23 protein-coding genes and 1 pseudogene are annotated in these 23,793 nt (G+C 62.9%); 16 read left to right on the top strand and 8 right to left on the bottom strand.

What is annotated here, in order from left to right; translation table 11 throughout:
- Positions 1–6: 6 nt before the first annotated feature.
- From NKH91_RS03020 to gnd, 6 genes are all read left to right on the top strand, one after another.
- Positions 7–909, top strand: a complete 903-nt coding sequence (locus tag NKH91_RS03020) for a GntR family transcriptional regulator (protein ID WP_352483619.1) — start codon at positions 7–9, stop codon at positions 907–909.
- Positions 910–1,028: 119 nt separating this feature from the next.
- On the top strand, positions 1,029–1,385 hold the full coding sequence (locus NKH91_RS03015; RefSeq protein WP_352483618.1) for a DUF2946 family protein: 357 nt from the start codon (positions 1,029–1,031) through the stop codon (positions 1,383–1,385).
- Positions 1,386–1,484: 99 nt separating this feature from the next.
- Positions 1,485–2,021, top strand: coding sequence for a copper chaperone PCu(A)C (locus NKH91_RS03010; RefSeq protein ID WP_352847333.1), 537 nt, complete (start codon positions 1,485–1,487; stop codon positions 2,019–2,021).
- Between the two features lie 25 nt (positions 2,022–2,046).
- On the top strand, positions 2,047–2,565 hold the full coding sequence (locus NKH91_RS03005) for a YcnI family copper-binding membrane protein (RefSeq protein ID WP_352847336.1): 519 nt from the start codon (positions 2,047–2,049) through the stop codon (positions 2,563–2,565).
- Between the two features lie 52 nt (positions 2,566–2,617).
- On the top strand, positions 2,618–4,255 hold the full coding sequence (locus NKH91_RS03000) for a copper resistance CopC/CopD family protein (RefSeq protein ID WP_502898965.1): 1,638 nt from the start codon (positions 2,618–2,620) through the stop codon (positions 4,253–4,255).
- Between the two features lie 140 nt (positions 4,256–4,395).
- On the top strand, positions 4,396–5,820 hold the full coding sequence (gnd, locus tag NKH91_RS02995) for an NADP-dependent phosphogluconate dehydrogenase (RefSeq protein WP_352847342.1): 1,425 nt from the start codon (positions 4,396–4,398) through the stop codon (positions 5,818–5,820).
- A gap of 313 nt (positions 5,821–6,133) precedes the next feature.
- Here the strand turns inward: gnd and NKH91_RS02990 are convergent, their stop codons facing one another.
- The 3 genes from NKH91_RS02990 to NKH91_RS02980 form a co-directional block, all read right to left on the bottom strand.
- Positions 6,134–6,961, bottom strand: coding sequence for an SDR family NAD(P)-dependent oxidoreductase (locus tag NKH91_RS02990; protein ID WP_352642661.1), 828 nt, complete (start codon positions 6,959–6,961; stop codon positions 6,134–6,136).
- A gap of 109 nt (positions 6,962–7,070) precedes the next feature.
- Positions 7,071–8,093: an AraC family transcriptional regulator gene (locus NKH91_RS02985; RefSeq protein WP_352592771.1), complete on the bottom strand. Its 1,023-nt coding sequence runs from the start codon at positions 8,091–8,093 to the stop codon at positions 7,071–7,073.
- A gap of 122 nt (positions 8,094–8,215) precedes the next feature.
- Positions 8,216–9,298, bottom strand: a complete 1,083-nt coding sequence (locus tag NKH91_RS02980) for a type 1 glutamine amidotransferase family protein (protein ID WP_352847345.1) — start codon at positions 9,296–9,298, stop codon at positions 8,216–8,218.
- Positions 9,299–9,473: 175 nt separating this feature from the next.
- Between NKH91_RS02980 and NKH91_RS02975 the strand changes: the two are divergent.
- Positions 9,474–9,659, top strand: a pseudogene (locus NKH91_RS02975) (tyrosine-type recombinase/integrase); the annotation flags it as partial.
- A gap of 335 nt (positions 9,660–9,994) precedes the next feature.
- Here NKH91_RS02975 and NKH91_RS02970 read toward each other — a convergent pair.
- Positions 9,995–11,044 (bottom strand): LacI family transcriptional regulator, encoded by a 1,050-nt coding sequence (locus tag NKH91_RS02970; RefSeq protein ID WP_352847348.1) that lies wholly within the window; start codon positions 11,042–11,044, stop codon positions 9,995–9,997.
- Positions 11,045–11,440: 396 nt separating this feature from the next.
- Between NKH91_RS02970 and NKH91_RS02965 the strand changes: the two genes are divergently transcribed.
- The 7 genes from NKH91_RS02965 to mgrA all read left to right on the top strand — a co-directional run bounded on the left by NKH91_RS02965 (position 11,441) and on the right by mgrA (position 18,915).
- Positions 11,441–12,679, top strand: a complete 1,239-nt coding sequence (locus NKH91_RS02965; RefSeq protein ID WP_031194918.1) for an ABC transporter substrate-binding protein — start codon at positions 11,441–11,443, stop codon at positions 12,677–12,679.
- Positions 12,680–12,786: 107 nt separating this feature from the next.
- A complete protein-coding gene (locus NKH91_RS02960; RefSeq protein WP_023721950.1) occupies positions 12,787–13,680 on the top strand; it encodes a carbohydrate ABC transporter permease in 894 nt (297 codons plus the stop codon).
- Positions 13,673–14,608: a carbohydrate ABC transporter permease gene (locus tag NKH91_RS02955; RefSeq protein ID WP_352483609.1), complete on the top strand. Its 936-nt coding sequence runs from the start codon at positions 13,673–13,675 to the stop codon at positions 14,606–14,608. The genes NKH91_RS02960 and NKH91_RS02955 overlap by 8 nt, the downstream gene beginning before the upstream one ends.
- 5 nt (positions 14,609–14,613) lie before the next feature.
- Positions 14,614–15,744, top strand: a complete 1,131-nt coding sequence (locus NKH91_RS02950) for an ABC transporter ATP-binding protein (protein ID WP_352847350.1) — start codon at positions 14,614–14,616, stop codon at positions 15,742–15,744.
- An 87-nt stretch (positions 15,745–15,831) separates the two neighbouring features.
- On the top strand, positions 15,832–16,578 hold the full coding sequence (locus tag NKH91_RS02945; RefSeq protein WP_023721947.1) for a sugar phosphate isomerase/epimerase family protein: 747 nt from the start codon (positions 15,832–15,834) through the stop codon (positions 16,576–16,578).
- A 12-nt stretch (positions 16,579–16,590) separates the two neighbouring features.
- Positions 16,591–17,739 carry a Gfo/Idh/MocA family protein gene (locus NKH91_RS02940; RefSeq protein WP_023721946.1) on the top strand — a complete coding sequence of 383 codons (1,149 nt, stop codon included), beginning with the start codon at positions 16,591–16,593 and terminating at the stop codon, positions 17,737–17,739.
- A 129-nt stretch (positions 17,740–17,868) separates the two neighbouring features.
- Positions 17,869–18,915 (top strand): L-glyceraldehyde 3-phosphate reductase, encoded by a 1,047-nt coding sequence (mgrA, locus tag NKH91_RS02935; RefSeq protein ID WP_023721945.1) that lies wholly within the window; start codon positions 17,869–17,871, stop codon positions 18,913–18,915.
- 81 nt (positions 18,916–18,996) lie between these two features.
- Here mgrA and NKH91_RS02930 read toward each other — a convergent pair whose 3' ends face one another.
- On the bottom strand, positions 18,997–19,296 hold the full coding sequence (locus NKH91_RS02930) for a DUF2934 domain-containing protein (protein ID WP_023721944.1): 300 nt from the start codon (positions 19,294–19,296) through the stop codon (positions 18,997–18,999).
- Positions 19,297–19,487: 191 nt separating this feature from the next.
- On the opposite strand from NKH91_RS02930, the gene NKH91_RS02925 reads away from it, so the two are divergent.
- On the top strand, positions 19,488–19,838 hold the full coding sequence (locus NKH91_RS02925) for a hypothetical protein (RefSeq protein WP_023721943.1): 351 nt from the start codon (positions 19,488–19,490) through the stop codon (positions 19,836–19,838).
- A 73-nt stretch (positions 19,839–19,911) separates the two neighbouring features.
- Here the strand turns inward: NKH91_RS02925 and NKH91_RS02920 are convergent, their stop codons facing one another.
- Complete coding sequence (locus NKH91_RS02920; RefSeq protein ID WP_245278721.1) at positions 19,912–21,045, bottom strand: S1 family serine peptidase; 1,134 nt, start codon at positions 21,043–21,045, stop codon at positions 19,912–19,914.
- Between the two features lie 350 nt (positions 21,046–21,395).
- On the opposite strand from NKH91_RS02920, the gene NKH91_RS02915 reads away from it, so the two are divergent.
- Positions 21,396–22,478, top strand: coding sequence for a trypsin-like serine peptidase (locus NKH91_RS02915; RefSeq protein ID WP_031194911.1), 1,083 nt, complete (start codon positions 21,396–21,398; stop codon positions 22,476–22,478).
- 151 nt (positions 22,479–22,629) lie between these two features.
- Here NKH91_RS02915 and NKH91_RS02910 read toward each other — a convergent pair whose 3' ends face one another.
- Both NKH91_RS02910 and NKH91_RS02905 read right to left on the bottom strand, forming a co-directional pair.
- Positions 22,630–23,334, bottom strand: coding sequence for a DUF4760 domain-containing protein (locus NKH91_RS02910; RefSeq protein ID WP_352483605.1), 705 nt, complete (start codon positions 23,332–23,334; stop codon positions 22,630–22,632).
- Entirely contained in the window at positions 23,331–23,702 is a 372-nt protein-coding gene (locus NKH91_RS02905; RefSeq protein WP_352847452.1) for a hypothetical protein, read from the bottom strand. Before NKH91_RS02905 ends, NKH91_RS02910 begins: the two co-directional genes overlap by 4 nt.
- Positions 23,703–23,793: the final 91 nt, after the last annotated feature.

The following is a 23,793-nucleotide window of genomic DNA, read 5'->3' as shown; positions in this document are numbered from 1 at the left end:
CAGGGGATGTCGAAGAGCAACAACGTATACAAGGACGCCTATAATCGCGGTCTTAGGCTGCTCGACGAAACCAGGAGCCTGCCTTCGGAGCCGGAGCTGGGCACGCTGCTCGGCGTCAGCCGCACGACCGTCCGCACCATCCTTGCCCGCATGGAAGAGACCGGGCTGATCGATTGGAACAAGCGCAGCAAGACGGTTCTGCGCGAGCCGCGGCCGGACGATTTTTTTCCCGAGGAAGAGACCGACACGCTGGCCGAGATCATCGAACGCTCCTTCATGCGGCGGCTGCTTGCCGGTGGCGCCGAGGCCGGCATGCAGATCAACGAACTCGAACTGGCGCGCGAGATCGGCGTCGGCACCACCAGCGTGCGCGAATTCCTGATCCGCTTCTCGCGCTTCGGCCTGATCGAGAAGCGCCGCAACAGTCATTGGGTGCTGAAAGGCTTTACCCGCGCCTTCGCGCTGGAGCTGACCGAAATCCGCGAGATGTTCGAACTGCGCTCGGCCGCCGCCTTTGCCGCTCTGCCCGAGGACAGCCCGGTCTGGGCCGACCTCGACAGCCTGGAAGACGAGCATCGCCTGCTGGCGCGCGAGATCGCCGTGCGCTTCAACGCGTTCTCCGAGCTCGACGAGCGCTTTCACCGGCTGATCCACCGCGCCTCGCACAACCGCTTCATCGTCGATTTCTACGACGTCATCGCCATGATCTTCCACTACCACTACCAGTGGAACAAGGCGCAGGAGCGCGAGCGCAACGAAGTCGCGGTCCAGGAGCATCTCGCCTATATCGCCGCGCTCAAATCGCGCGATCTCGCCAAGGTCGACGCCGCCTGCCGCAAGCACCTGAAATCGGCCCGCCACACGCTGCTGACGTCGATCCCGGAGGGCAGGCAGCCGCTGCGCGCGTGATTGTGTTGCGTTGCCGCAGCAACGTTTTGGCGATTTTCCGGCCGCCGGCTCCGTGCTAGAGAACTGACGTTGCTGCGTGAAGAGGCTGGTTCTTGACCATACGCCGGAGACGATGGAGCATGCCGGTCGCGTTCGCCGCGGCCTGGCTTTTCGTGCTCCAGTCGATGTTCGGCGCGTTTGCTTCCGGCATCGAGCCGAACGCCTCGCAATTCGATGCTTTCGGCAACACGATCTGCACCCATGACGGTGCGGCGCAACTCCCGGCCGGGGATCCGCATCAGCAGCACATGCCGGCTTGCTGCATGCTTGGCTGCAACCTCGTTTCGGCGGTCTACGCGCCGCCCGATGCCACCGGGAGCCTGTCTCGCAGCCCTTCCGTCGAAACCATCGCCTTTTTCCTGCCGGCCTTCCGGCATCGCGATTTCGCCCGCGCCCGCACTCCGTCCAATCCGCGCGCACCACCGGCGACGGCCTGATCCGTTCTGGTTTGCGCAGCGCACACCCTTGGCCGGCGCGTTTATCGACATCGTTCGCGACCGGCATCGGCGCGATCTCTTAAAATCCACGGAGCAATCATGTCTCACTCTTTTCGCGCTGCCGCATCCAGCCGCAGGCGCTTCTCACTGGGTAGTTTCGAGCAGCGTCTCGGCGTCGCCCTTTGCGTTCTTGCCCTCCTGTTCGCCAACGCCCAGACGGTGTTGGCACATGAGTTCAAGCTTGGCGGTCTCGAGATCGGGCACCCCTGGTCGCGCGCCACGCCAGCCGGCGCCAAGGTAGCCGGCGGCTACTTCACCATCACCAACACCGGCAGTGCGCCGGATCGCCTGCTGTCGATCACCTCCGACATTTCGGCCAAGGCCGAACTGCACGAGATGGGCGTCAGCAATGGCGTCATGACCATGCGGCCGGTCACCGGCGGCCTCGAAATCCCGGCCGGTGGCAAGGTCGCATTGGCGCCCAACGGCTATCATTTGATGTTCATGGATTTGAAGCGGCAGCCCAAGGAGGGCGAAATGTTCTCCGCCACGCTGACCTTCGAGAAAGCCGGGCCCGTGCAGATTGAATTCGCCGTGCAAGGCATAGGCAGCGCGGCACCCCAGGACGACGACTGACTTGGCCGCTTCGAGAGGTAGCATCATGAAGAAATCTCTTTTGCCCGGCTGCGTGCTTCTCGTCCTCGGGACCGGCGCGGCCTTTGCCCACATTACGCTCGAAACGCCGGAGGCGGCGGTGGGCTCGACCTACAAGGCGGTTCTTCGGGTGCCGCATGGCTGCGAGGGCAAGGCGACGACCGCCTTGCGCGTGCAGATCCCGGAAGGGGTGCTCTCGGTCAAACCGATGCCGAAGCCGGGCTGGACGCTGCAGGTCAAGAACGGCAAATACGAGAAGTCCTACCAGCTCTACGGCCAGGCAGTGACCAGCGGCGTCAAGGAGGTCGACTGGAGCGCCGGCAGCCTGCCGGACGAATTCTACGACGAATTCGTCTTTCGCACGACACTGGCGTCCGACCTGCCGGCAGGCCAGACGCTGCATTTCCCGGTGGTGCAGGAATGTGACGGCGTCGCCGATCGCTGGATTGAAATTCCGGCGGTCGGGCAGGCTGAGGACGCGCTGGAATTTCCGGCGCCCGGCCTCAAGCTGCTGCCGAAGAAGTGAGCTCCAGCGGCGCGCTTTGGCGGATGAGCGCGCCGCTGCTCTTGGCGGTGAGATGAGCGCGGCATCCTTCCTGCGGCGAGCTTGCATGGCCGGCAACCATTCTGGCCGGCTTGTGGCTGGCCTGCTCGCCGCCATCGTGCTGCTCGCCGTAATTGCCATGCCTGATCCGGCCTTCGCCCATGCGGCGCTGATCAAGGCCGAGCCGGCTGACGGTGCGGTGCTGGCGCAGAGCCCGCCGCAGATGTCGCTGACCTTCAGCGAGCCGGTTTCGCCGCTGGTGCTGACGCTGGTGCGGCCCGACGGCACGGCGGTCCCGCTGAGCTCCTTCCGGCTCAGCGGCCAGACCGTCGAGATCGACAATCCGCAGGCGCTGACATCCGGCACGCATGTGCTGAGCTGGCGGGTAATCTCCGCCGACGGCCATCCGGTCGGCGGCTCGGTGCTGTTCTCGGTCGGCGCACCGAGTGCTGCGCCGGCCGCCTCCGAAGCCGTCGACCGGGGGCTTCGAACGGCGATCTGGATCGGCAAGGTTTTTCTATATATCGGCCTGTTTTTCGGCGTCGGCGGTGCCTTTGCGCTGGCCTGGCTGGCGCAAGGCGGTCGATCCGGCCAGGCCCTGATCGTCGCGGCAATCCTGTGCGGGCTGGCCGCCGCACCCCTGTCGCTCGGCATGCAGGGGCTGGATGCGCTTGGCGCGCCGCTTGCCCGGCTGGCGCAGCCGGTCATCTGGCAGACAGGGCTCGGCACCAGCTTCGGCTGGACGGTGCTGATCGCGCTGATGGCGCTCGGCCTCAGCCTATTATCGCTGGTCGTGCCGCCCGCCGACGCAAAGCCGCTCGCCTTGGCCGGACTGGTTGGCGTCGGCGCAGCACTTGCCGCCAGCGGGCATGCCAGCGCCGCCGAGCCGCAATGGCTGACCCGGCCGATGGTGTTTCTGCACGCCACTGGTATCGCCGTCTGGGTCGGGGCGCTGGCGCCGCTCGGTCTTGCCTTGAAACGGCAGCCGCACAAAGCCGGGCCATTGCTGCGTCGGTTTTCGCGAGCGATCCTGTTCGTCGTGGCCGTGCTTGCGGCAGCCGGCATCGTGCTCGCCGTCATCCAGGTGCAAACGCCATCGGCGCTGGTCCATACCGCTTATGGCCGGCTGCTGCTGCTCAAGCTGGTGCTGCTCGTCTTTCTGTTCACACTCGCCGCCATCAGTCGCTTCAAGCTTACGGCGCCGGCTGAGGCGGGCGAAACGGAAGTCCAGCGGCGGCTGGCCCGCTCGATCTTTATCGAGCTGCTGATCGTGCTGGCGATCTTCGGAGTTGGCGCCGGCTGGCGCTTCACGCCACCGCCGCGCGCACTAGCAATCGCCGCGGCACAGCCGGCATCGGTGCATATCCACACGTTGCAAGCGATGGCCGATCTCAGCATTGCGCCCGGCCATGCCGGGCCTGTTGCCGCTTCGATCTTCATCATGAGCGGCGATTTCGGCCCGCTCGACGCCAAGCAGGTGACGCTGGTCCTGTCAAAGCCCGATTCCGGCATCGAGCCGATAAAACGCCCTGCGACGAAGCCCGGCGACGGCACCTGGCGCGTCGACGATCTCGTCATTCCGGTCGCCGGCCGGTGGACAGCGCGGCTCGATATCCTGGTCTCGGATTTCGAGATGGTGAAGATCGAAGCGCCGATCGATATCCGGCCATGAAGACGGCGCTGGTCTGCGCAACACAATTCGGCGAGACGGTTGACGCCGCCTTGAAGGCCCGTCAATCATCGTCATCAAGAATGGGCATCCAACCCAATCGCGGGCTCAAACCAACAAGATCCGAAAGCAGGGAAGAAACGATGGAAAAAGCCGAAATCGGCCTGATCGGCCTTGGCACGATGGGCTCCAACCTGGCGCTCAATATCGCCGAGAAGGGGCACCGCATTGCCGTCTTCAACCGCACCGCGGCGCGCACCGATGCCTTTGTCGAAAATGCCGGCGCGCTCAGGGACAGGGTGGTGCCTTGCTATAGCCTCGAGGAACTGGCTGCCGCGATCCGGCCGCCGCGGCCGATCATCATCATGGTGCTGGCCGGCAAGCCGGTCGACGAGCAGATCGCGGCATTGCGCGGCGTGCTGTCGGCCAACGACATCGTCATCGACGCCGGTAATGCCAATTTCCGCGATACGATGCGGCGCTTCTCCGAGCTTACCGATTCGGGCCTGACCTTCATCGGCATGGGCGTGTCCGGCGGCGAGGAGGGCGCACGCCACGGTCCCTCGATCATGGTCGGCGGCACCGAAGAGTCCTGGAAGCGCGTCGAAAAGGTGCTGACCGCGATCTCGGCCAAGTTCAAGAGCGAGCCTTGCGCGGCGTGGCTTGGCACCGACGGCGCCGGCCATTTCGTCAAGACCATCCACAACGGCATCGAATACGCCGACATGCAGATGATCGCCGAGATCTACGGCATATTGCGCAACGGGCTCGGCATGGGACCGAAAGAGATCGCTGAGGTGTTTTCCCAGTGGAACACGGGCAGGCTCAACTCGTACCTGATCGAGATCACCGCCAAGGTGCTGGCCGCCGACGATCCCAAGACCGGCAAACCGGTGGTCGACATCATTCTCGACCGCGCCGGCCAGAAAGGCACCGGCAAATGGTCGGTGATCGAGGCGCAGCAGCTCGGCATCCCGGCCACCGCAATCGAGGCGGCTGTGGCGGCACGCGTGCTGTCGTCGATCAAGGACGAGCGGCTGGCCGCCGAAAAGGTCTATGGCGGCGGCGTGAGCAAGATTTCCGGAGACAGGGACGCCCTGCTCGGCGATCTCGAGCTGGCGCTGTTTGCCGGCAAGATCGCCGCGTACGCGCAAGGCTTCGCGGTGATGAGCGGCGCGTCGAAGGAATTCAACTGGAACCTGCCGATGCCGGTCATCGCCAAGATCTGGCGGGCCGGCTGCATCATCCGCTCGCAATTGCTGGATACAATGGCGGAGGCCTTCGGCGCCGGCGGCGCAGCCACCAACCTGTTGATGGCGCCGGCTTTCGTTTCATTGATGCAGGAGGCACATCCGTCGCTTCGCCGTGTCGTGGCAAGGGCAGCCGAAGCCGGCTCGCCGGTGCCGGCCCTGTCATCGGCACTTGCCTATTTCGACAGTTACCGGCAGGGCCGCGGCACTTCGAACCTGATCCAGGCGCAGCGCGATTTCTTCGGCGCGCACGGCTTCGAGCGCATCGATGGGCAGGGCGCGTTTCATGGCCCGTGGGGGAGTGGAGCGGCGGGTTAGCGCCCTGTTTCGGCCGTCCAAGCCGCCTCGGCGACTTCCCAATAGCTGCCGTTCTTTCGCCGGGGCAACGCCGCAACTGTCTGCTGCGCATCATAGCGCGTCCAAAAGCAAGGCACCCCGAGCCGATCCGACCAATGCTTGTGGCAGCTTCGGCGCGCGCCGCTATCCGACCACGAAAAAAGCGTGACCCGCGCAGGACGAAACGAAGCGGAGGCGAACGTTGGAGCTACCTCAATGCCCGATTGGAAGCGGTCAGTGGCGGTCGTTTGACCTGCGCGGGGCCGTCAATCGGCAGGCCCCGCAGGCTGCTGCCTCAGTGGCCGTTCGCCGCTATCGAAACCGCCTCCCAATCCTTCCAGGTCTGGAGGCGCTTGGCGTAGATATCCACGATGGTCTTGGTTGGGGTGAGCCCGAAAAAGATCCGGGTCGGGGGCTCGGCGGCATCGACGACCTGCAGGATCGCCGGACCCGTCGCCGTCGGTTCGCCAATGAACTCCGCGGGCAGGTTGGCCCAGATGTCTGCCTGGCCACGGCGCAGAGGGTCATACTGCGGCGCCGGGTTGGCGTGGACGGCCGAGCCCCTGCCCCAGTCGGTGGCATAGCCGCCCGGTTCCACCAAGGTCACTTTGATGCCGAACGGGGCAACCTCCTGCGCCAGCGACTCGGTGAGGCCTTCGACCGCCCACTTGGAGGCGTGATAGGCCCCCAGATTGGGGTAGGACATCAGGCCACCGATGCTGGACACCTGGATGATATGGCCATGCCCCTGCTTGCGCAGGATGGGCAAGACAGCCTGCGTGACGTTCAGCACACCGAAGAAATTCACTTCGAGCTGATCGCGCACCTGCTGCTCCGTGACTTCTTCGACCGCACCGAAAAGGCCGTAGCCCGCATTGTTGACGACAACGTCGAGACCACCAAATGTTTTGGCAGCCTGTCCGACAGCGGCAATTGCGGCGGCGCGATCGGTCACATCCAGCCGCAGGGGCAGGACCGCATCGCGGAATTGAGTGACGAGATCCTGCAAGGCCTCAGGCTGCCGGCTCGTCGCGGCAACCCTGTCGCCGCGCTTGAGTGCGGCTTCCGCCCACACTCGACCAAAGCCACGGTTGGCGCCTGTAATGAACCAGACTTTCGACATCGATCTACCTCATGGTTGCGTGCCATTGGGCACTTCTCTTGAGGTAGGCAGGCCCCCTGTCGAATTCATTTGCAGGTTGCGACAGAAAACTGGCGATGGGCGCCAATCTCTAGTTTAGGCGAGAGGCCTCGGTGTTCTGCTCGCGCCACCGTGCGGGGGTGACACCTTCCCATTCGCGGAAGGCGCGATAGAACGAGCTGGTATCCTGATACCCTAATAGATAGGCAATCTCATCAGCCGCGTTCGCGCCGCTGGCCAGCATTTCGCGACCGAGTTCCTGGCGGGAAGCCTCCAGTAGCAGCCTGAAACTTGTCCCAGATTCCGAAATACGGCGCTGCAGCGTGCGTTCGCTCATCCCCAGGACGTTGGCCACGTCCGATAGTTCGGGCTTGCCGCTGGCCAACCGCCGCTTCAGGACAATCTTCACTTGTTCTGGCAACGAGCTTTGCGCATCGATCTCGTCGAGCGAGGCCAACAGTGCCGGTGTAAGGATGGCGAGCAGCTCGGGGTTGTGCCCAGCGAACGGTCGATCCAGATCATCGGCACGCAGCACCAGCTGGTTCTTGGGCGCCCCGAAGGTTATTGGCGCTCCGAGGTACTCCTTGTGCGCTCGGGTCGTCGGGCCTTTTCGGGTCATGTCCACTCGCAGCGGGACGATGTGACGACCTGTTCCGCGTCGTCCCAGTTCAAGGATTGCTGCAAACGTCACATCGACCGCTACGTCAGGCTCCGTGCCAACGGCGTGGATCCAGTCGAAGCTGACAAAAGCCTCACCATCACGTTCTATCACGTGCAGCTCTTCCGGGGTGCAAAGCCGCTTGAACCTGGCAAGACGGTTGAGGCCGTCACGGAAATCCTTGGCGAAGAAGGCCGACATGGTCGCGGGGGGATGGACCGATGTATCTGCCGCGACTGTGATATGCAGCCCGATCGCAGGGTCGCCCGACAGCTCCTCCAGTGCTTGCCAGAGTTCGAAGTATTGGGCGGTATTGACCCAAGCGTCTTCGGAAATGTGGAGGGTCGCAGGCAACCGAGCTTGCCTCAACAATGCCGCTGGTGAGATGCCAGCCCGCTCTACAGCGCGCCAAAAGGCCTGTGGGACTTTGCATCTGTCGATTGGTAGCCGTGTCATGGCAGTCTTTCACTCACCCGTAATGGCGGCATATGAGCGCCGCTGTCCTATCGTCGTCTAGCCCGGCCCCAGTTCGATCACAACGTACCCGAATCCGCCACCGATCCAGTCATCCATCTGCCCTACCGGGTCGTCCACTGTGTGACCGGCAGGGTGGACCGTAACGGTTGCATGCTCAACTGCGTGGCGCTAGCGCGTCGGGGGGCGTGAGTGCTGGTGAGGACACTGCGCAGCTTAGCGGCCTGCTGGTCGATGGCCTGCGGGCCGTTGCCGGTGAGCAGCCGCACGGACGGCTCGTAGGCCAGTAGCGGGGCGGCGATGTTGAGGGAGGTCGCGAGTGTGAAGCCAGCTTCCTTGATGGCCGCGTCGACGAAGTAGGAGGTTCGGGTCTTTTTGCCGGGGACGCGTGGGTAGAGGAACCGCAGCGCGAACAGCTCGCCGATCGTGGGGACGGTCGAGATGGTGGCGGCGAGGAACGGGTTGTCGCTGACGAGGTAGGGGTGGCCCTGAGCGTCGATGCGCTGCCGGGTGGAGGTCACCGCCACAGGCGCGTGGCAGATCAGCGAGATGATGACGCTGTTCTCCCGGGCTATGTGGAGGGTTTCGCCGAGCCACGGGTTGTCACGGAAGTCGACCATGGGGGCGTGACCGCCGGGGGTGTGGATGAAGTCAAAGTCGGCGAAAGTGAACGGGTCGGCCGAGTCGCGGTGACGCTGGACGAGTTCCTGTAGCGAGTGGAAGGTGCCCTCGGGCAGCTTTGCGAGGCGGCGAACCAGTTCGGGGCAGTACTCGGCGAGCTCCGGCTCGCTGTTAGGCAATAGTTCGGAGACCGGGATCCGGCCGATGTGCCGCTCCAGCAGCTGAACTTCCTGCTCGCGGCGGGCGACCAACGCGGGGTGGCGCTGCCGGAAGCTGTTGACGTCGAACGAGCGGCGGCGCTGCTGCATACGGAGGGGGATGGTCATGGCGCCGGTCTTCTCGATGGATTGCACGGACAGGGCCATGCCGTTGATGTCGAGTTGAGGGGCGTTGCCGTCGGGGGTAGCGAAGGTGAACTCGTAGTCGTTCTCGAACTCCTTGAGCACTTGAGCCATCTCGACCAGGAAGAACCCGGTCGAGATCGACTTGACGTCGGCCGGTTCGGCCAGCGGCAGCTGGCGGCCGGACGAGATGAGGATCAGTGCGCGGCGCTTGGTGGTGGGCATGACTTGTTCCTTTCAATGCTTTCGGCCGGGGTGAGGGTCAGGCCGTCCCTGCCATTCATCGGCGGATTTAGGCACGCCTCCTGTCGCATTCACTTACAGGATGCGACAGAAAACTTGCGATGGCCGCCAATCTCTCGGTGTTCTGCTCGCGCCACTGTGCGGGGGTGACGCCTGTCACCTGAGCACGCGTCAGTACGCGCGGCTGGTCGACGAGTGGGGGACCGCGATTGGGCTGACACCTGAGGACTACGGCACTCACTCGCTGCGCAGGACGAAAGCGTCGCTCATATACAAGGCGACCGGCAATCTACGAGCGATTCAGACTTTGCTCGGACATAGCAAGATCGAGAACACAGTTCGATGCCGGACGGGCGCAAAACTTTCCTGCGCCGGGCAACATATAGCTTTCCGGCCCCTGCCAGATTGCCGAGGTCGAGACTACGCGTGTTGTAACCGCATCATAACACGAAAAAGCATCTGCGGATCGCCCGTTTCGCGAACCGTCTCGAGCGCCGCGGGTTCCTGAAGGTCCGCTTCTTAAGATCCGATCCTCGAAGCTGCCGGTCAACTACCGGCCCCAAGGTTGCCAGTCAGCAGCGCGCATTTTGCAGCCAAGTGGAATCACTCAGCGTCGCAGAAATGCGGCTATGACAAATAGATGGAGCCGGATGCCAGTTCAATCTGAACATGTCCCGCTCACGCCGGACGGCGATAGGCCTGCACTTCGCCCGGCTCGCTCAGGCTTTGCAGGGTGCCGGGTGCGGCGCCGCCGATCCAGCCCAGCACCGAGTGGGCGAGTTCGGCGCCGGCCAGCCGGAAGTTCTCGTTGACGACCAGCAATTCGCTGCGAAACAGGTGCAGAAGCTCCGACGATTGTTTGGACACCACATCGACATCGCGGCCAAGCTTGAGGCCGGCGTCTTCGATGCCGGCGACGATGGCGAGCGTCGCGGCGGCGGCGCTGCTGATGAAACCGTCCGGGCGGCTTTCGCGGCGCATCAGCTGCGCCGTCCGCATTCTGATCTGCTCGATCGAATGATCGATCGAAACGGTGTTGAACGGAATCTCGCTGGCGCCGACCTCGCTCAGCGCATCGGCAAAGCCGGCGAGCGTGTGGCCGTGATAGGTCAGCTCGACCGGCGGCGCCAAGAGAGCCAGCCGGCGGCGGCCGAGGCCGGCCAGATGGCGCACCGCCTCGGCTGCGAAAGCGTAATTGTCGAAATCATGATAGGGATGGATCAGCCCCATGTCGGTGCGGCCATGCGTGGCAAAGGGGATGCCGCGCTCCAGCATATAACGGGCCCTCGGATCGTTCGGCTGCGTGCGCGAAATGATGACGCCGTCGGCTGAACCGGTTTCCACGAGGTAACGGATCGGGTCGAGCGGATCCTGCGAGCGTGAATAGGGCGTCACGATCAAGTGATAGGGCGTATCGGCAATGACTTCCGAAACACCGTAGATGATGTCCGAGACAAAGCTCATGATCTCGTGCTCGGTGTTGAGCACCAGGCTGATGACATTGGTCTTGCCGGTGCGCAGGCGGACGCCGGCACGGTTGGGCCGATAGCCGATTTGTTTGGCGACAAGCTGGACGCGACGCCTGGTCTCGGCGCCGATCTCGGGCGCGTCCTTCAGCGCGCGCGACACGGTGGTGACGCCCAGCCCGGTCATGAAGGCGAGCGTCTTCAGTGTCGGCCGGCCCTGCCCCGACGCTTCGTCGGCCTTCTCTTTTTGATGCCTGTTCATTCGTCCCGCCCCGTCAGGCGCATAGCAGTTGCCGGGCAGGCCGGCAATCGGCGGGCCGCGGGTACGCCGCGGGCCTTCACCGAATGAGACCGCTATATACTGAAACGTTACAGATTGTCACTGCCGTCGCGATATCACTGGTGATAGGCGCAAAACGAGCGGTACTCCGGTCGGCGCAAAAAAGAACGATTGAAACGGGCTTTTCCGGGTTTCTGGCGTCGCAGCATCAATTTTTTGCAGTGCAACCTCTCTTGTTGCGATGCGGTAGCTCGACGGGCCAGGTGATTTTATTCGCGCTTCGAAAAAATTTGGCGCCGGATTTGCCTGAGGGGTTGCGCGTCCGAAGCAATTGCCGTATCCAAAATCTGTAACGTTTCAGATTCTGGGAGGAACGAAATGCGATACCAACTCATGACTGCTGCGCTGGCATTGACGACCGCGCTGCAATTCGCCGGCCCGGCGGCCGCGACGGATCTGGAAGTCACCCATTGGTGGACCTCCGGCGGCGAGGCGGCAGCGGTCGCCGAACTCGCCAAGGCTTTCGACGCAACCGGCAATCACTGGGTTGACGGCGCCATCGCCGGCTCCGGCGGCACAGCGCGGCCGATCATGATCAGCCGCATCACCGGCGGCGACCCGATGGGCGCGACCCAGTTCAATCACGGCCGGCAGGCGGAAGAATTGGTGCAGGCCGGGCTGATGCGCGACCTCACCGATCTCGCCACCAAGGAAAAGTGGACGGAAATCGTGCAGCCGAAGAGCCTGCTCGACGGCTGTACCCTCGATGGCAAAATCTATTGCGTGCCGGTCAATATCCACTCCTGGCAGTGGCTGTGGCTGTCGAACGCCGCCTTCGAAAAAGCCGGCGTGCCGGTGCCGAAGAACTGGAATGAATATGTCGCTGCGGCGCCCGCGCTTGAAAAAGCAGGCATCCAGCCGCTCGCGGTCGGCGGCCAGCCCTGGCAGGCCTCCGGCGCTTTCGACGTGCTGCTCGCGGCGGTCGGCGGCACCGATGCCTTCCTCAAGGTCTATAAGGACAAGGACGCGGAATTCGCCGCCGGGCCCGAAGTCGCCAAGGTCTTCAAGGCCGCGGACGACGCCCGCAAGATGGCGAAGAACACCAATGTGCAGGACTGGAACCAGGCCACCAACCTGGTCATCACCGGCAAGGCCGGCGGCCAGATCATGGGTGACTGGGCGCAGGGCGAGTTCCAGGTTGCCGGCCAGACCGCCGGCAAGGACTATACTTGCCTTCCGGGCCTCGGCCTCAACGAGATGATCGCCACCGGCGGCGACGCTTTTTACTTCCCGCTGCTGAAGGATCCCGAAAAATCGAAGGCGCAGGAAGTGCTGGCCCACACGCTGCTTGATCCCAAGACGCAGGTCGCCTTCAATCTCAAGAAGGGTTCGCTGCCGGTGCGCGGCGACGTCGACCTCAAGGCGGCGAACGACTGCATGAAGAAGGGCCTCGAAATCCTCGCCAAGGGCAATGTCATGCCTTGGACGGACCAGTTGCTTTCGCAGGATACGCAGAAGCAAAAGGAGGATCTGTTCTCCGAGTTCTTCGCCAAGCAGGACATGACCGTGGAAGATGCGCAGAAGCGCTTCGCCGCCATCGTCGGTTCGGCCGATTGAGCGATCGATCAAGCGCCTCACTCCCGCCCCTGCGAGCGCAGGGTCGGGAGCTCGGGTCAAGACCTCTTGACCCTCCCGCCCTTACCCGATCCAGCGCGGCTGTGCAGATGAGCAAGAGCGAACGCCCCAGCCAACTCTTTCGCAACCTCAATGCGAAAATCGCTTCGATCCCAATGATCTTCACCGCGCTGGTGATCTTTGTTGGCGGCACCGTCTGGACGGTGTTCTATTCCTTCACCAATTCCAAGTTGCTGCCGCGGCTGCACTTCGTCGGTCTCGACCAGTATTACCGGCTGTGGGCGACGCCGCGCTGGCTGATCTCGATCGAGAACCTGCTGATCTACGGCGTGCTGTCGCTGGTGTTCTCGCTGGTAATCGGTTTCCTGCTTGCTGCCCTGCTCGACCAGAAGATCCGGTTCGAGGACACATTCCGGACCATTTTCCTCTATCCCTTCGCCCTGTCCTTCATCGTCACCGGTCTCGTCTGGCAATGGCTGCTCAACCCCGAGTTCGGTGTCCAGGCAGTGGTGCGCAGCCTCGGCTGGACGAGCTTCAGCTTCAATCCGCTCTATGATTCCAGCATCGTCATCTACGGCATATTGATCGCCGCTCTCTGGCAAGGCACCGGGCTGATAATGTGCCTGATGCTGGCCGGCCTGCGCGGCATCGACGAGGATATCTGGAAGGCCGCGCGGGTCGACGGGATACCGACCTGGAAGACCTATCTGTTCATCATCATACCGATGATGCGGCCGGTCTTCATCACCACGCTGGTCATCGTCGCCTCCAACATTGTTCGCGTCTACGACCTTGTCGTCGCCCAGACCAGCGGCGGGCCCGGTATCGCCTCCGAAGTCCCGGCCAAATATGTCTATGATTACATGTTCTTCGCCCAGAACCTCGGCCAAGGGTTCGCCGCTTCGACGATGATGCTGCTGTCGGTGATCATCGTCATCGTGCCGTGGGCCTATCTCGAGTTCGGAGGCAAGAAGCGTGTCTGACCATGCCGTCTCATTGCCTGCTATTGGCGGCGCCGGCGGGCTCGAAGCCTACGGGCCGAGCGGACCGAAGCCGCGCCACACGTTCTCGCGCCGCAACATCTTCCTCTACGGCACGCTGATCGTGGTGGCGCTCTACTATCTTTTGCCGCTCTACGTCATGGTGGTGACATCGCTTAAAGGCATGCCTGAGATACGCCTTGGCAACATCTTCTCGCCGCCGATGGAGATCACCTTCGAGCCCTGGGTCAAGGCCTGGTCGAGCGCCTGCACCGGGCTCAACTGCGACGGGCTGTCGCGTGGCTTCTGGAATTCGGTGCGCATCACCATCCCGTCGGTGATCCTGTCGATCGCGCTCGCCTCGGTGAACGGCTATGCGTTGGCCAACTGGCGCTTCAAAGGGGCCGACACTTTCTTCATCATCCTGATCGTTGGCGCCTTCATCCCGTATCAGGTGATGATCTATCCGATCGTCATTATCCTGCGCGAGGTCGGCCTCTACGGCAGCCTCAGCGGCCTGGTGATCGTCCATTCCATCTTCGGCATGCCGATCCTCACGCTTTTGTTCCGCAACTACTTTACCTCCATGCCGGAGGAGCTGTTCCGGGCAGCGCGTGTCGACGGCGCCGGCTTCTGGGGCATCTATTTCCGCATCATGCTGCCGATGTCGCTGCCGATCTTCGTCGTCGCCATCATCCTGCAGGTGACCGGCATCTGGAACGACTTCCTGTTCGGCGTCGTCTACACCCGCCCCGACACCTATCCGATGACGGTGCAGCTCAACAACATCGTCAACTCGGTGCAAGGCGTGAAGGAATACAACGTCAACATGGCAGCCACCATCCTGACCGGCCTGGTGCCGCTGATCGTCTATTTCCTGTCCGGAAAATTGTTTGTGCGCGGCATCGCCGCCGGCGCGGTGAAAGGATGATGGCGATGAACGCAAACGGCAGTGTTGAGGTAAACGGCAGCAGCGGGGCAAACGGCACCAGCGTCTCGATCCAGAACCTGTCGCTGAATTTCGGCGCGATATCGGTGCTGCAGACGCTCAACCTCGATGTCGCAGAAGGCGAGTTCATCGTGCTGCTCGGCCCGTCCGGCTGCGGCAAGTCGACCCTGCTCAACTGCATTGCCGGGCTGCTGGACGTTTCCGAAGGCCGCATCTTCATCAAGGGCAAGAACGTCACCTGGGAAGAGCCCAAGGATCGCGGCATCGGCATGGTGTTCCAGTCCTACGCGCTCTATCCGCAGATGACGGTGGAGAAGAACCTGTCGTTTGGGCTGCGCGTTGCCGGCCTCGCCAAGGACGAGATCGCCAAGCGCATCGCCCGGGCCGCCGAGATCCTGCAGATCGAGCCGCTTTTGCATCGCAAGCCGGCGGCTCTGTCCGGTGGCCAGCGCCAGCGCGTGGCGATCGGGCGCGCACTTGTGCGTGACGTCGATGTCTTTCTGTTCGACGAGCCGCTCTCCAACCTCGACGCCAAGCTGCGCGCGGAATTGCGCGTCGAGATAAAGCTGCTGCATCGCAAGCTCGAGAACACCATGATCTACGTCACCCACGACCAGATCGAGGCGATGACGCTGGCCGACCGCATCGCGGTGATGAAGGGCGGCGTCATCCAGCAGCTCGATGCACCGCAGACCATCTATAACCGGCCGGTCAACCGGTTTGTCGCCGGCTTCCTCGGCTCGCCGGCGATGAACTTCCTCGACGGCAGGCTGGAGCAGGCGGACGGCGACTGGCACTTCGTCGCCGAGGATGTACGGATTCCGCTTGCCACCTATGCTTTCGAGAAGGACCCGGTGCCGGGACCGGCCGTGTTCGGCCTCCGCCCCGAGCACGTCGCGTTCAACAGCGGCACGGGATGGCCATTCGCAGCCACGGCAAGTGTCGAGGTCGTCGAGCCCATGGGTTCCGACACGCTGGTCTGGCTGAAGCTCGGCGGCCAGAATTTCACGGTACGGGTGACAGCCGAGCGCACGCCAAACAACGCCGAGGCGGTCGGCATCGGTTTTGATCCGATGCGCGCCTCGCTGTTCGACGCCGCCACAGGTAACCGCCTCTAGAGCAGATCTAGCCACCCAAGACCCTTCCATTCCCCCCAAGACTCATCCCCCCAAGACTAACCATCCACAAGAAAACGGACAGAGACGATGAACTGGTCATTCCAACTTTACAGTGCCCGCAATTTCCAGCCCTGGGAGGGCGTGCTCAAGATGCTGGGCGAGCTTGGTTACAGCCAAGTCGAAGGGTTCGGTGGTGTCTATGACGATCCCAAGGCATTCCGTGCGGAACTCGACAAGAACGGGCTTGCCATGCCGACCGGGCATTTCTCGATCGACGCGCTCGAGAAGGATTTCGATGGCGTGCGCAGGACGGCCGACGCGCTCGGCATCACGCTGCTCATCTGCCCGTTCCTGAACGCCGAGTTCAGGCCGGCCGACACAGCCGGCTGGCGCGGCTTCGGCGAACGCCTGGCCAAGGTCGGCGAGACGGCCAGGAAAGCCGGCTATGGCTTTGCCTGGCACAACCATGATTTCGAGTTCAAGGCGCTTGCCGACGGCTCGGTGCCGCAGGACCATATTCTGTCCTCGGCGCCTGACATCGGCTGGGAGATGGACGTCGCCTGGGTGGTGCGCGGCGGCGTCGATCCGCTGCCCTGGATCGAGAAGCACGGCAAGCGCATCGTCGCCGTCCACGTCAAGGACATGGCCAAGGCGGGCGAGGGACTCGACGAGGACGGCTGGTCGGATGTCGGCCACGGCACCATCGACTGGCCCGGCCTGATCAAGGCGCTGCGCGCCAAAAGCGCCGCAAAATACTACGTCATGGAACAGGACAATCCCAACGATATCGCGCGCTTCGCCCGCCGCTCGATCGCAGCCGCCAAGACCTATTAGGAGCACACCAGCATGGCAACAAAACTTGGCATCGGCGTCATCGGCTGCGGCAACATCTCGAAGGCGTATTTCTCGCTGGCGCCGCTGTTCCGTGGCATCGAGATGCGCGCCTGCGCCGACATCAACATGGAAGCGGCGAAAGCGCGGGCAAAAGAGTTCAAGCTGCGCGCCGAGACCGTCGAGGGGCTACTCAAGGCCGACGATATCGACATCATCGTCAACCTGACCATTCCGGCGGTGCATTACGAGGTGTCGAAGCAGATTCTCGACGCCGGCAAGCATGTTTATTCGGAGAAGCCCTTCGTGCTCTCGGTCAAGGAAGGGCTCGACCTGAAGAAACGGGCCGAAAGCAAGGGGCTGCGCATCGGTTCGGCGCCCGACACCTTCCTCGGCGGCGCGCACCAGCTTGTCCGCGACCTGATCGACACCGGCAGGCTCGGCAGGATCACCAGCGGCACCTGTCATGTGATGAGCCATGGGATGGAACATTGGCACCCCAATCCGGACTTCTTCTTCCAGCCGGGCGCCGGGCCGGTGCTCGATATCGGACCGTATTACATCACCAACCTGATCCAGCTGATCGGGCCGGTGAAGCAGGTCGCGGCTTTTGCTTCGATCCCGATGACGGAACGCATCATCAGCTCGAAGCCGCGCGCCGGCGAAAAGATCCCGGTCTCCACGCCGACGACGATCCATGGCGTGCTGGAATTCGAGAACGGCGCCGTGGTGACGCTCAACACCAGCTGGGATGTCTGGAGCCATGGCCACGCGCCGATGGAGCTCTATGGCGAGGTAGGCACGGTGTTCGTGCCGGATCCGAATTTCTTCGGCGGCGAGGTGCGCTACACCGAGGCCGCCAAGCCGGTGAAGAAGCTGCCGAAATGGCGGCATCCGTTCGGCGTGCCCAACGAGATGCATTCGCATGGCATGATGGCCAACTACCGCACCGCCGGCCTTGCCGACATGGCGATCGCGATTACCGAAGGCCGGCCGCACCGCTGCTCGATGGAACTGGCGCTGCATGCCGTCGATGTCATGACCGGCCTGTTGCGTTCTGGCGAGACCGGAAAGTTCGTCGCCATGCAGACCAGCTGCGAGCGGCCCGCGGCACTCGGCGTCAAGGCAGCGAAGGAGCTGCTGGCGAAGAAGAAAACGAAGTAGGCGGCGCACCTCCCAAGCACCGTAAAAACCTCTCCCCGTTTGCGCGGGGAGAGGCTAAAGGTGCGGAAGGCTCGGCTGCCGTGCGTCGCGGCGACAGCCGTCGGGCTCGTTTCGATATGAGGATTTCCCATGCCCTATGTTCCCGCCGAGAACCGCTACGAAAAGATGGTCTACAATCGCTGCGGGCGGTCCGGCCTGAAGCTGCCGGCGATCTCGCTCGGGCTGTGGCACAATTTCGGCGATGACACGCCGCATAGAACCAAGCAGGCAATCACGCGCAAGGCCTTCGATCTCGGCATCACGCATTTCGATCTCGCCAACAATTACGGCCCGCCGCCCGGCTCGGCGGAGCGGGCCTTTGGCGAGATCCTGCGGACGGACTTTGCCGGTTATCGCGACGAGCTGATCATCTCGACCAAGGCCGGCTACGAAATGTGGGCAGGACCTTACGGCGAATGGGGCGGCCGCAAATATGTGCTGGCCAGCCTCGACCAGAGCCTGAAGCGGATGGGGCTCGATTATGTCGACATCTTCTATTCCCATCGCTTCGACCCCGACACCCCTCTGGAAGAGACGATGGGCGCGCTCGATCACGCGGTGCGCTCGGGCAAGGCGCTCTATGCCGGCATTTCCTCCTATAATTCACAGCGCACCCGCGAAGCCGCCGACATTTTGAAGCAGCTCGGCACGCCTTGCGTGATCCATCAGCCGAGCTATTCGATGCTCAACCGCTGGGTCGAGGATGATGGCCTGCTCGATACGCTCGAGGGGCTTGGCGTCGGTTCCATCGTGTTCTCGCCGCTGGCGCAAGGCATGCTGACCGACAAATATCTCGGCGGCATCCCCGATGGCAGCCGCGCCAGCCAGGGCAAGTCGCTGCGCCCGGCATTCATCAACGACAAATCGATCGGCAATATCGAGGCGCTGAACGTCATCGCCCGTCGCCGCGGCCAGACGCTGGCGCAGATGGCGCTGGCCTGGGTGTTGCGCCGGGGCAGGGTGACGTCGGCGCTGATCGGCGCCAGCCGGCCGGAACAGGTCGTGGATTGCGTCGGCGCGCTCGAGACGCTCGACTTCAGCGATGCCGAGCTCGCCGAGATCGACACCTTTGCCCGCGAGTCGGACATCAATCTCTGGGCGACGTCGGCCGAGCGCAAGGGGCCGCCAAGGAAGTAGGCGAAGACGGTCCGCGGTCCGTTTTCATCGAAAGACGCGGCAGCGCAAACTGATAGCTGTCTTCGACACGGTGGCCAGCGGCTAACTTTCGGCTGCCTTGAGGTTCCGCGCGGCTTCTTCGAGTGCGGCTCTGTCGTTGCCGAGCCTGTCGATCAGCTCTTGCGCCTGATCACCGGTTATCCCGGTGCGCATCGCCAGTGCCTCGACCGTCAGAACGTCGGAACTGGCGATCACTCCAGCCGGACCGCGATCCGCGTCGTCGAGGTCAAGCTCTCGCTTCGCCTGCTGCCAATGACGCTCATGTTCGCCGTGCGGGCGGCCTTCGCGCACCCAGATTTCATAGGCTCGCTGCCGAATTTTTTCATGTCGATCGTCATCCATGGCGGTTCCTCCCTTGTGGCGTTTTCACCAACGCGGGGAGCGCTGGAACGATCCGATGTTGATGCCGAATTCGCACACATGCCGAACAAATCCCGGGTTCTCACCGAACAAACACCGGACAGAATCGTTTTGCCGAGGAACCTGCACAGTGGGCCGACCGTTGAGCCGAGCCTTCCGCAAAGGAGATTACCATGGCCGACGACCCGAACGAATCCGCAGCACCGAAGATGACTCAACGTGAAGCTCAGGAAGCCCTGGAGAAGCAGGTCGCGCAGCTGAGGCGTGAGATCAGCAAGATCAATCGGACCTTGGCCGAACGCGCGGAAGAGGCGATCGAAGAGGCCGGCGACTGGTATGACAGCGCTGCTGACCGCGCGTCCCGGACGGCGCAAGCCCTGCGCAACAGGGCGCAGACGGTTTCCGGGGTCGTCCAGGAGAATCCCGGCACAGTATCGTCCGCATTCATACTCGGAGCGGCCGTAGGGGCGCTACTGGGCCTCGCCTTGGCCGCCACAGACCAGCGCCGCGATCGCTGGTTCTAGTTCCGACCAAAAGTTTCCGGGCAGAAGCGGCGGGATTGCTCGCGCCGTTCGTTCGTTCAGCGGGTGACGCCGGTCAGGGGGTCGCCGGCTTCTGCGCCGTGCCGAGGGCTTTGGGTGCTGCGGGCACGGGCGCTGCCCTTTTCATCTTCTCCTCGATCCAGCCGGTGTAATTGGCCAGCCGCGTGTAGATGCCGTAGGCGTTCTTGTGGCCGCAGGCGGTGCCGCCGTCGGCCGGACCTTCGCCCCAGCTGACGACGCCGACCTGCACCGGACCATCGGCGCCGGTCATGAACAGCGGTCCGCCGCTGTCGCCATTGCAGGCGTCGCGCTCGCCGCTGGCCGTTCCGGCGCAGATCATGTTGCCGGTCAGCGGATCCGCCATGTCGGCAGCAATCGCGTTGGCGGCCGCCTCGATGCCCCTTTCCGAATAACGCATGCGGCGGGCGAGCTCGCCGAGCGCTGCTTTCAAATCATGCGCATAAATCGCCTTGATGCCGCTGTTGCAGGTTGCGTTCGGCTGGAGGTCCAGGTCGGCGACCATCAGCGCGGTGGGAAATGTTCCGTCCTGCATCTTGCCCCAGCCGGTGACTGTCGTCTTGCCGGCGTCGGGGGTCGGCTCACTGGCAATTTTGATGGTCGGGGCATCGGCCGGCTCGGCCAGCCGGATCAGGCCGAGATCGTTGTCCAGCGTCTGCTCGCTGTAGCCCTCGTTGACGATGATCTCCACCGCCTTGTAGCGCTTGCCCTCGCTGAGATCGGTGGCGCCGGTGAGCACGGTGACCACATCAGGCGAAATCGGCTCGCCGTCGTCATTGAGGCAGTGCGCCGCGGTCAGCACCCATTGCGGCGCGATCAGGCTGCCGCCGCAGAACTGCGCATTCGCCTGCGAGGCCGGGCTTTTGTCCAGCTTGCCCGTGGTCAGCAATGCCACCTGGAACGGGTAGGCGCCCGTCTCGGCCTGCTTGCCGCCGTAGACGCGATCGGCGCCGTCGGGGTTCTCCGCCCTGGCCTTTGCCCTGGCCTCGGCCACGCGTTTCATCGGCGAGATCGCCGCCTCCGGCCGGGCGGCCGCGTCCGTGGCATGAACGGAATCAACGACCGGCAAGGCCGCCGCGATGCCGAGCAGCGCGGCGGCGGCAATCGGTCTGAACCTATGGATGATCTTCACCTCGAACCCCCTGAGACAATATTCCGACAGGTCAGCCACGGACGCATGATCCACTGAAATGGAACCGGCCGGTGAGATCATGCTCCAAGGCGGAGCGCGATCCGTCACAAAACCGAGCACCACTTTTGCTAATCGTGCTGTCGAACCAAGCCCGCCCAAATCCTATAGCCCCCCACGGGCTATGTGAAAGCAATTTGTCATTGCCAATGTTGGATTAATTTAGGCAGTATACCGTTGCGGGCATTTTTGGCGGGGACCTAAACTGGCTGCACTGAATAATGGCCCGGTAAAGGCGCCGGCAACCAATTTCATTTTTCGTCACCACCACGATCTCGACAATATTTCTCTATCTTGATCCAGTCCTTGCTGACTTTTGGGAGAGTCTCACCATGACAAAACTGACACATAGCATTATTGCGTCCGCGTTGCTTTCCACCGCAATGTGGGCGGTTCCTGCCTTGGCTGCCGATCCAGGCTCCGCCAATGCTGGCAACGGCGAAAGCATGCGGGACGTGACATCGGGCGATTACAAGCCCGGCCGGGCGAAACCGATCGCCCCGCCGAAACTGACCGACGACGAGGCCAACCGCGCCGCGCCGCTCGCCGACGAAGCAACGGCAGTCAAATCTTATGGCATCGTCGGCCGCTCCGCCGATGGCAAGGACATCAAGATCGACCCGAACGAGACGCTGAAGGACCTTGTCATCAAGGAAATGAACGCGCCCGCCGACGGGCAGAAGTCCGATAATTCCGGACTAAGCGGAGGCGAAGAGGCCGGCCGCCAGGTGTTCGGGACGGACGACCGCGAGCAGATCAAGAATACCAAAACCTACCCGTTCACCGCGATCGGCTATCTCGAAGGCAAATCGAAGAGCGGCAGCTATGGCAGCTGCTCGGCGACACTGATCGGCCCGCGCACGGTGCTCACCGCGGCGCACTGCCTCTACAGCCACGAGGACAAGGCCTGGCTCGACGATATCCTGTTCGTGCCGGCTCTCAATGGCAAGACCGCCGACGACGCTCCGTTCGGCGCCTTCACCTATGAAAGCGCCTATATCGTCCAGGGCTTCATCGACAATTACCAAGGCTTTTACGGCTCTGTCGTGCCGTGGGATCTCGGCATCGTCACTCTCAAGCAGGATGTCGGCACCAATCTCGGCTGGCTGGGCTATGCCAACTATGTGGATCTCGGCGATTTCACCGCCAACATCATCGGCTATCCCGGCGACAAGCCGATGGGCACGATGTGGAAGGCGACCTGCGAAGTGCACGCCGAAAACATCGCCACCGAGTATTTCCAGTACGACTGCGACACGTATCCAGGTTCGAGCGGCAGCTCGGTCTATGCCTATGACAATGGCTCCAAGCAGCGCGTCATCACCGGCGTGAACGTGGCCGAGAGCCCGGATGCCAATACCGCCGTGCGCCTGAACGCCATCAACGTCCAGTGGATCAACAGCCTGTACAAATAGGCCTGCAGAGTGCGCGCCGCGATCATCGGGGCGGGTTATCTATTTTAGCGGCATTTCTGCGACGCCAAATATGATCACACTTGGCTGCAAAATGCTCCAATCAAAGCCGGCGGCGGAGCATTTCCGTCGCCGGCTTTCGCATTTTCGGGGATTATCTGGATTGGGCCGGGGGTGGCGCCTGGCGGACATAGTTCTCGATTGGCAGGGCGAAGGTCGGCGAACCGGCCTTGCGCTCCTTGTCGATATAGCCGGCAAAATAGCTCCAGAACGAGGCGGCATAGTCGCGGAAATACGAGTCGGCGACCTGACGCGAGCAAAGCCTGCCTTCGACGCAGAAGGAAAGACGGTTGAGGAAATAGACGATGCGGTCGAAATTGTCGCTGAACTCGGCAAGCGGCATGTCGCCGCCGGTTGCGCTCATCGCCTCGATGCCGATGCGTTGCCGATAGACCTGTTCCTCGGTCGGCGTGGGATTGGCGCTGAGCAGATTGCCGTATTTGGCATTGAGCGTCGCCAGGCGTTGCTTGAGGGCCCGTTGCGCCTGCTGGTAATCCTTGCTTTCCCAGAGCTCGACCAGCGACATCGTCTGTTCGACACGCTTCTGCTCCTGGTTTGCCAGGAACTGGTAGACCGAAAAGATCAAGGTGAAGATGATCGCCAGCCGTACCAGCAATCCGGACCAGGCATAGACAAGCATGCGCCAGTCGCGATCGGTGAACGGGTTGGCCTCCTTCTTGACCTCGTGATTGCTCACCCAAGGCAGGCCTTCGACGGTTTCCGGCAGTGACGCCGGCTTCTTTTGCGGTACCGGCGCCGCCCCTGCCTGCTGCGTTGCGTCGCTCCCTGCTTTCGTCATCCGCAGCTGTCCAGTTCGATGATAGCTGACGGATCGAGCACGATGCCCGGCGTCTCCAGCTTCTTCTTCAGGCAATCCAGCTGCGCCCGCGAAACGATGAACTGCACGTCAGGCTCCACCTGCGGCTTGCCAGGCGACGGCAACGGCTCGACCACGCCGCGTGAGGTGCAGCTGCTGAGATCGACGACGACGGCGGTGTTGCCGGTTTTGGCGATCTGGTCGTACTGATCGAGAAAGCAACTCGCCAGTTCGGAGTTGATGACGACCTCCTTGGCGCAAAGGCCGCAGATCTCGTCCGCCGAGGCATTGGCGGCCAGCAACAGCCCGGCGACAAAGCCGGCGGTTGTTGCGCGCCACGAAAATACCATCCTGTTCACGAACGCCCTCATCCGTTCCGTTCGGCCGCCGACAGCGGCGGTCGAAGAATGTTCATTATCAGCCGATCAGGCAAGAGGCCTG

Source organism: Mesorhizobium sp. M0894, assembly GCF_040319725.1.
GTDB lineage: Bacteria > Pseudomonadota > Alphaproteobacteria > Rhizobiales > Rhizobiaceae > Mesorhizobium.
The sequence above is the reverse complement of the archived record's forward strand: the minus strand, read 5'-3'. Positions and strand labels throughout refer to the sequence as shown.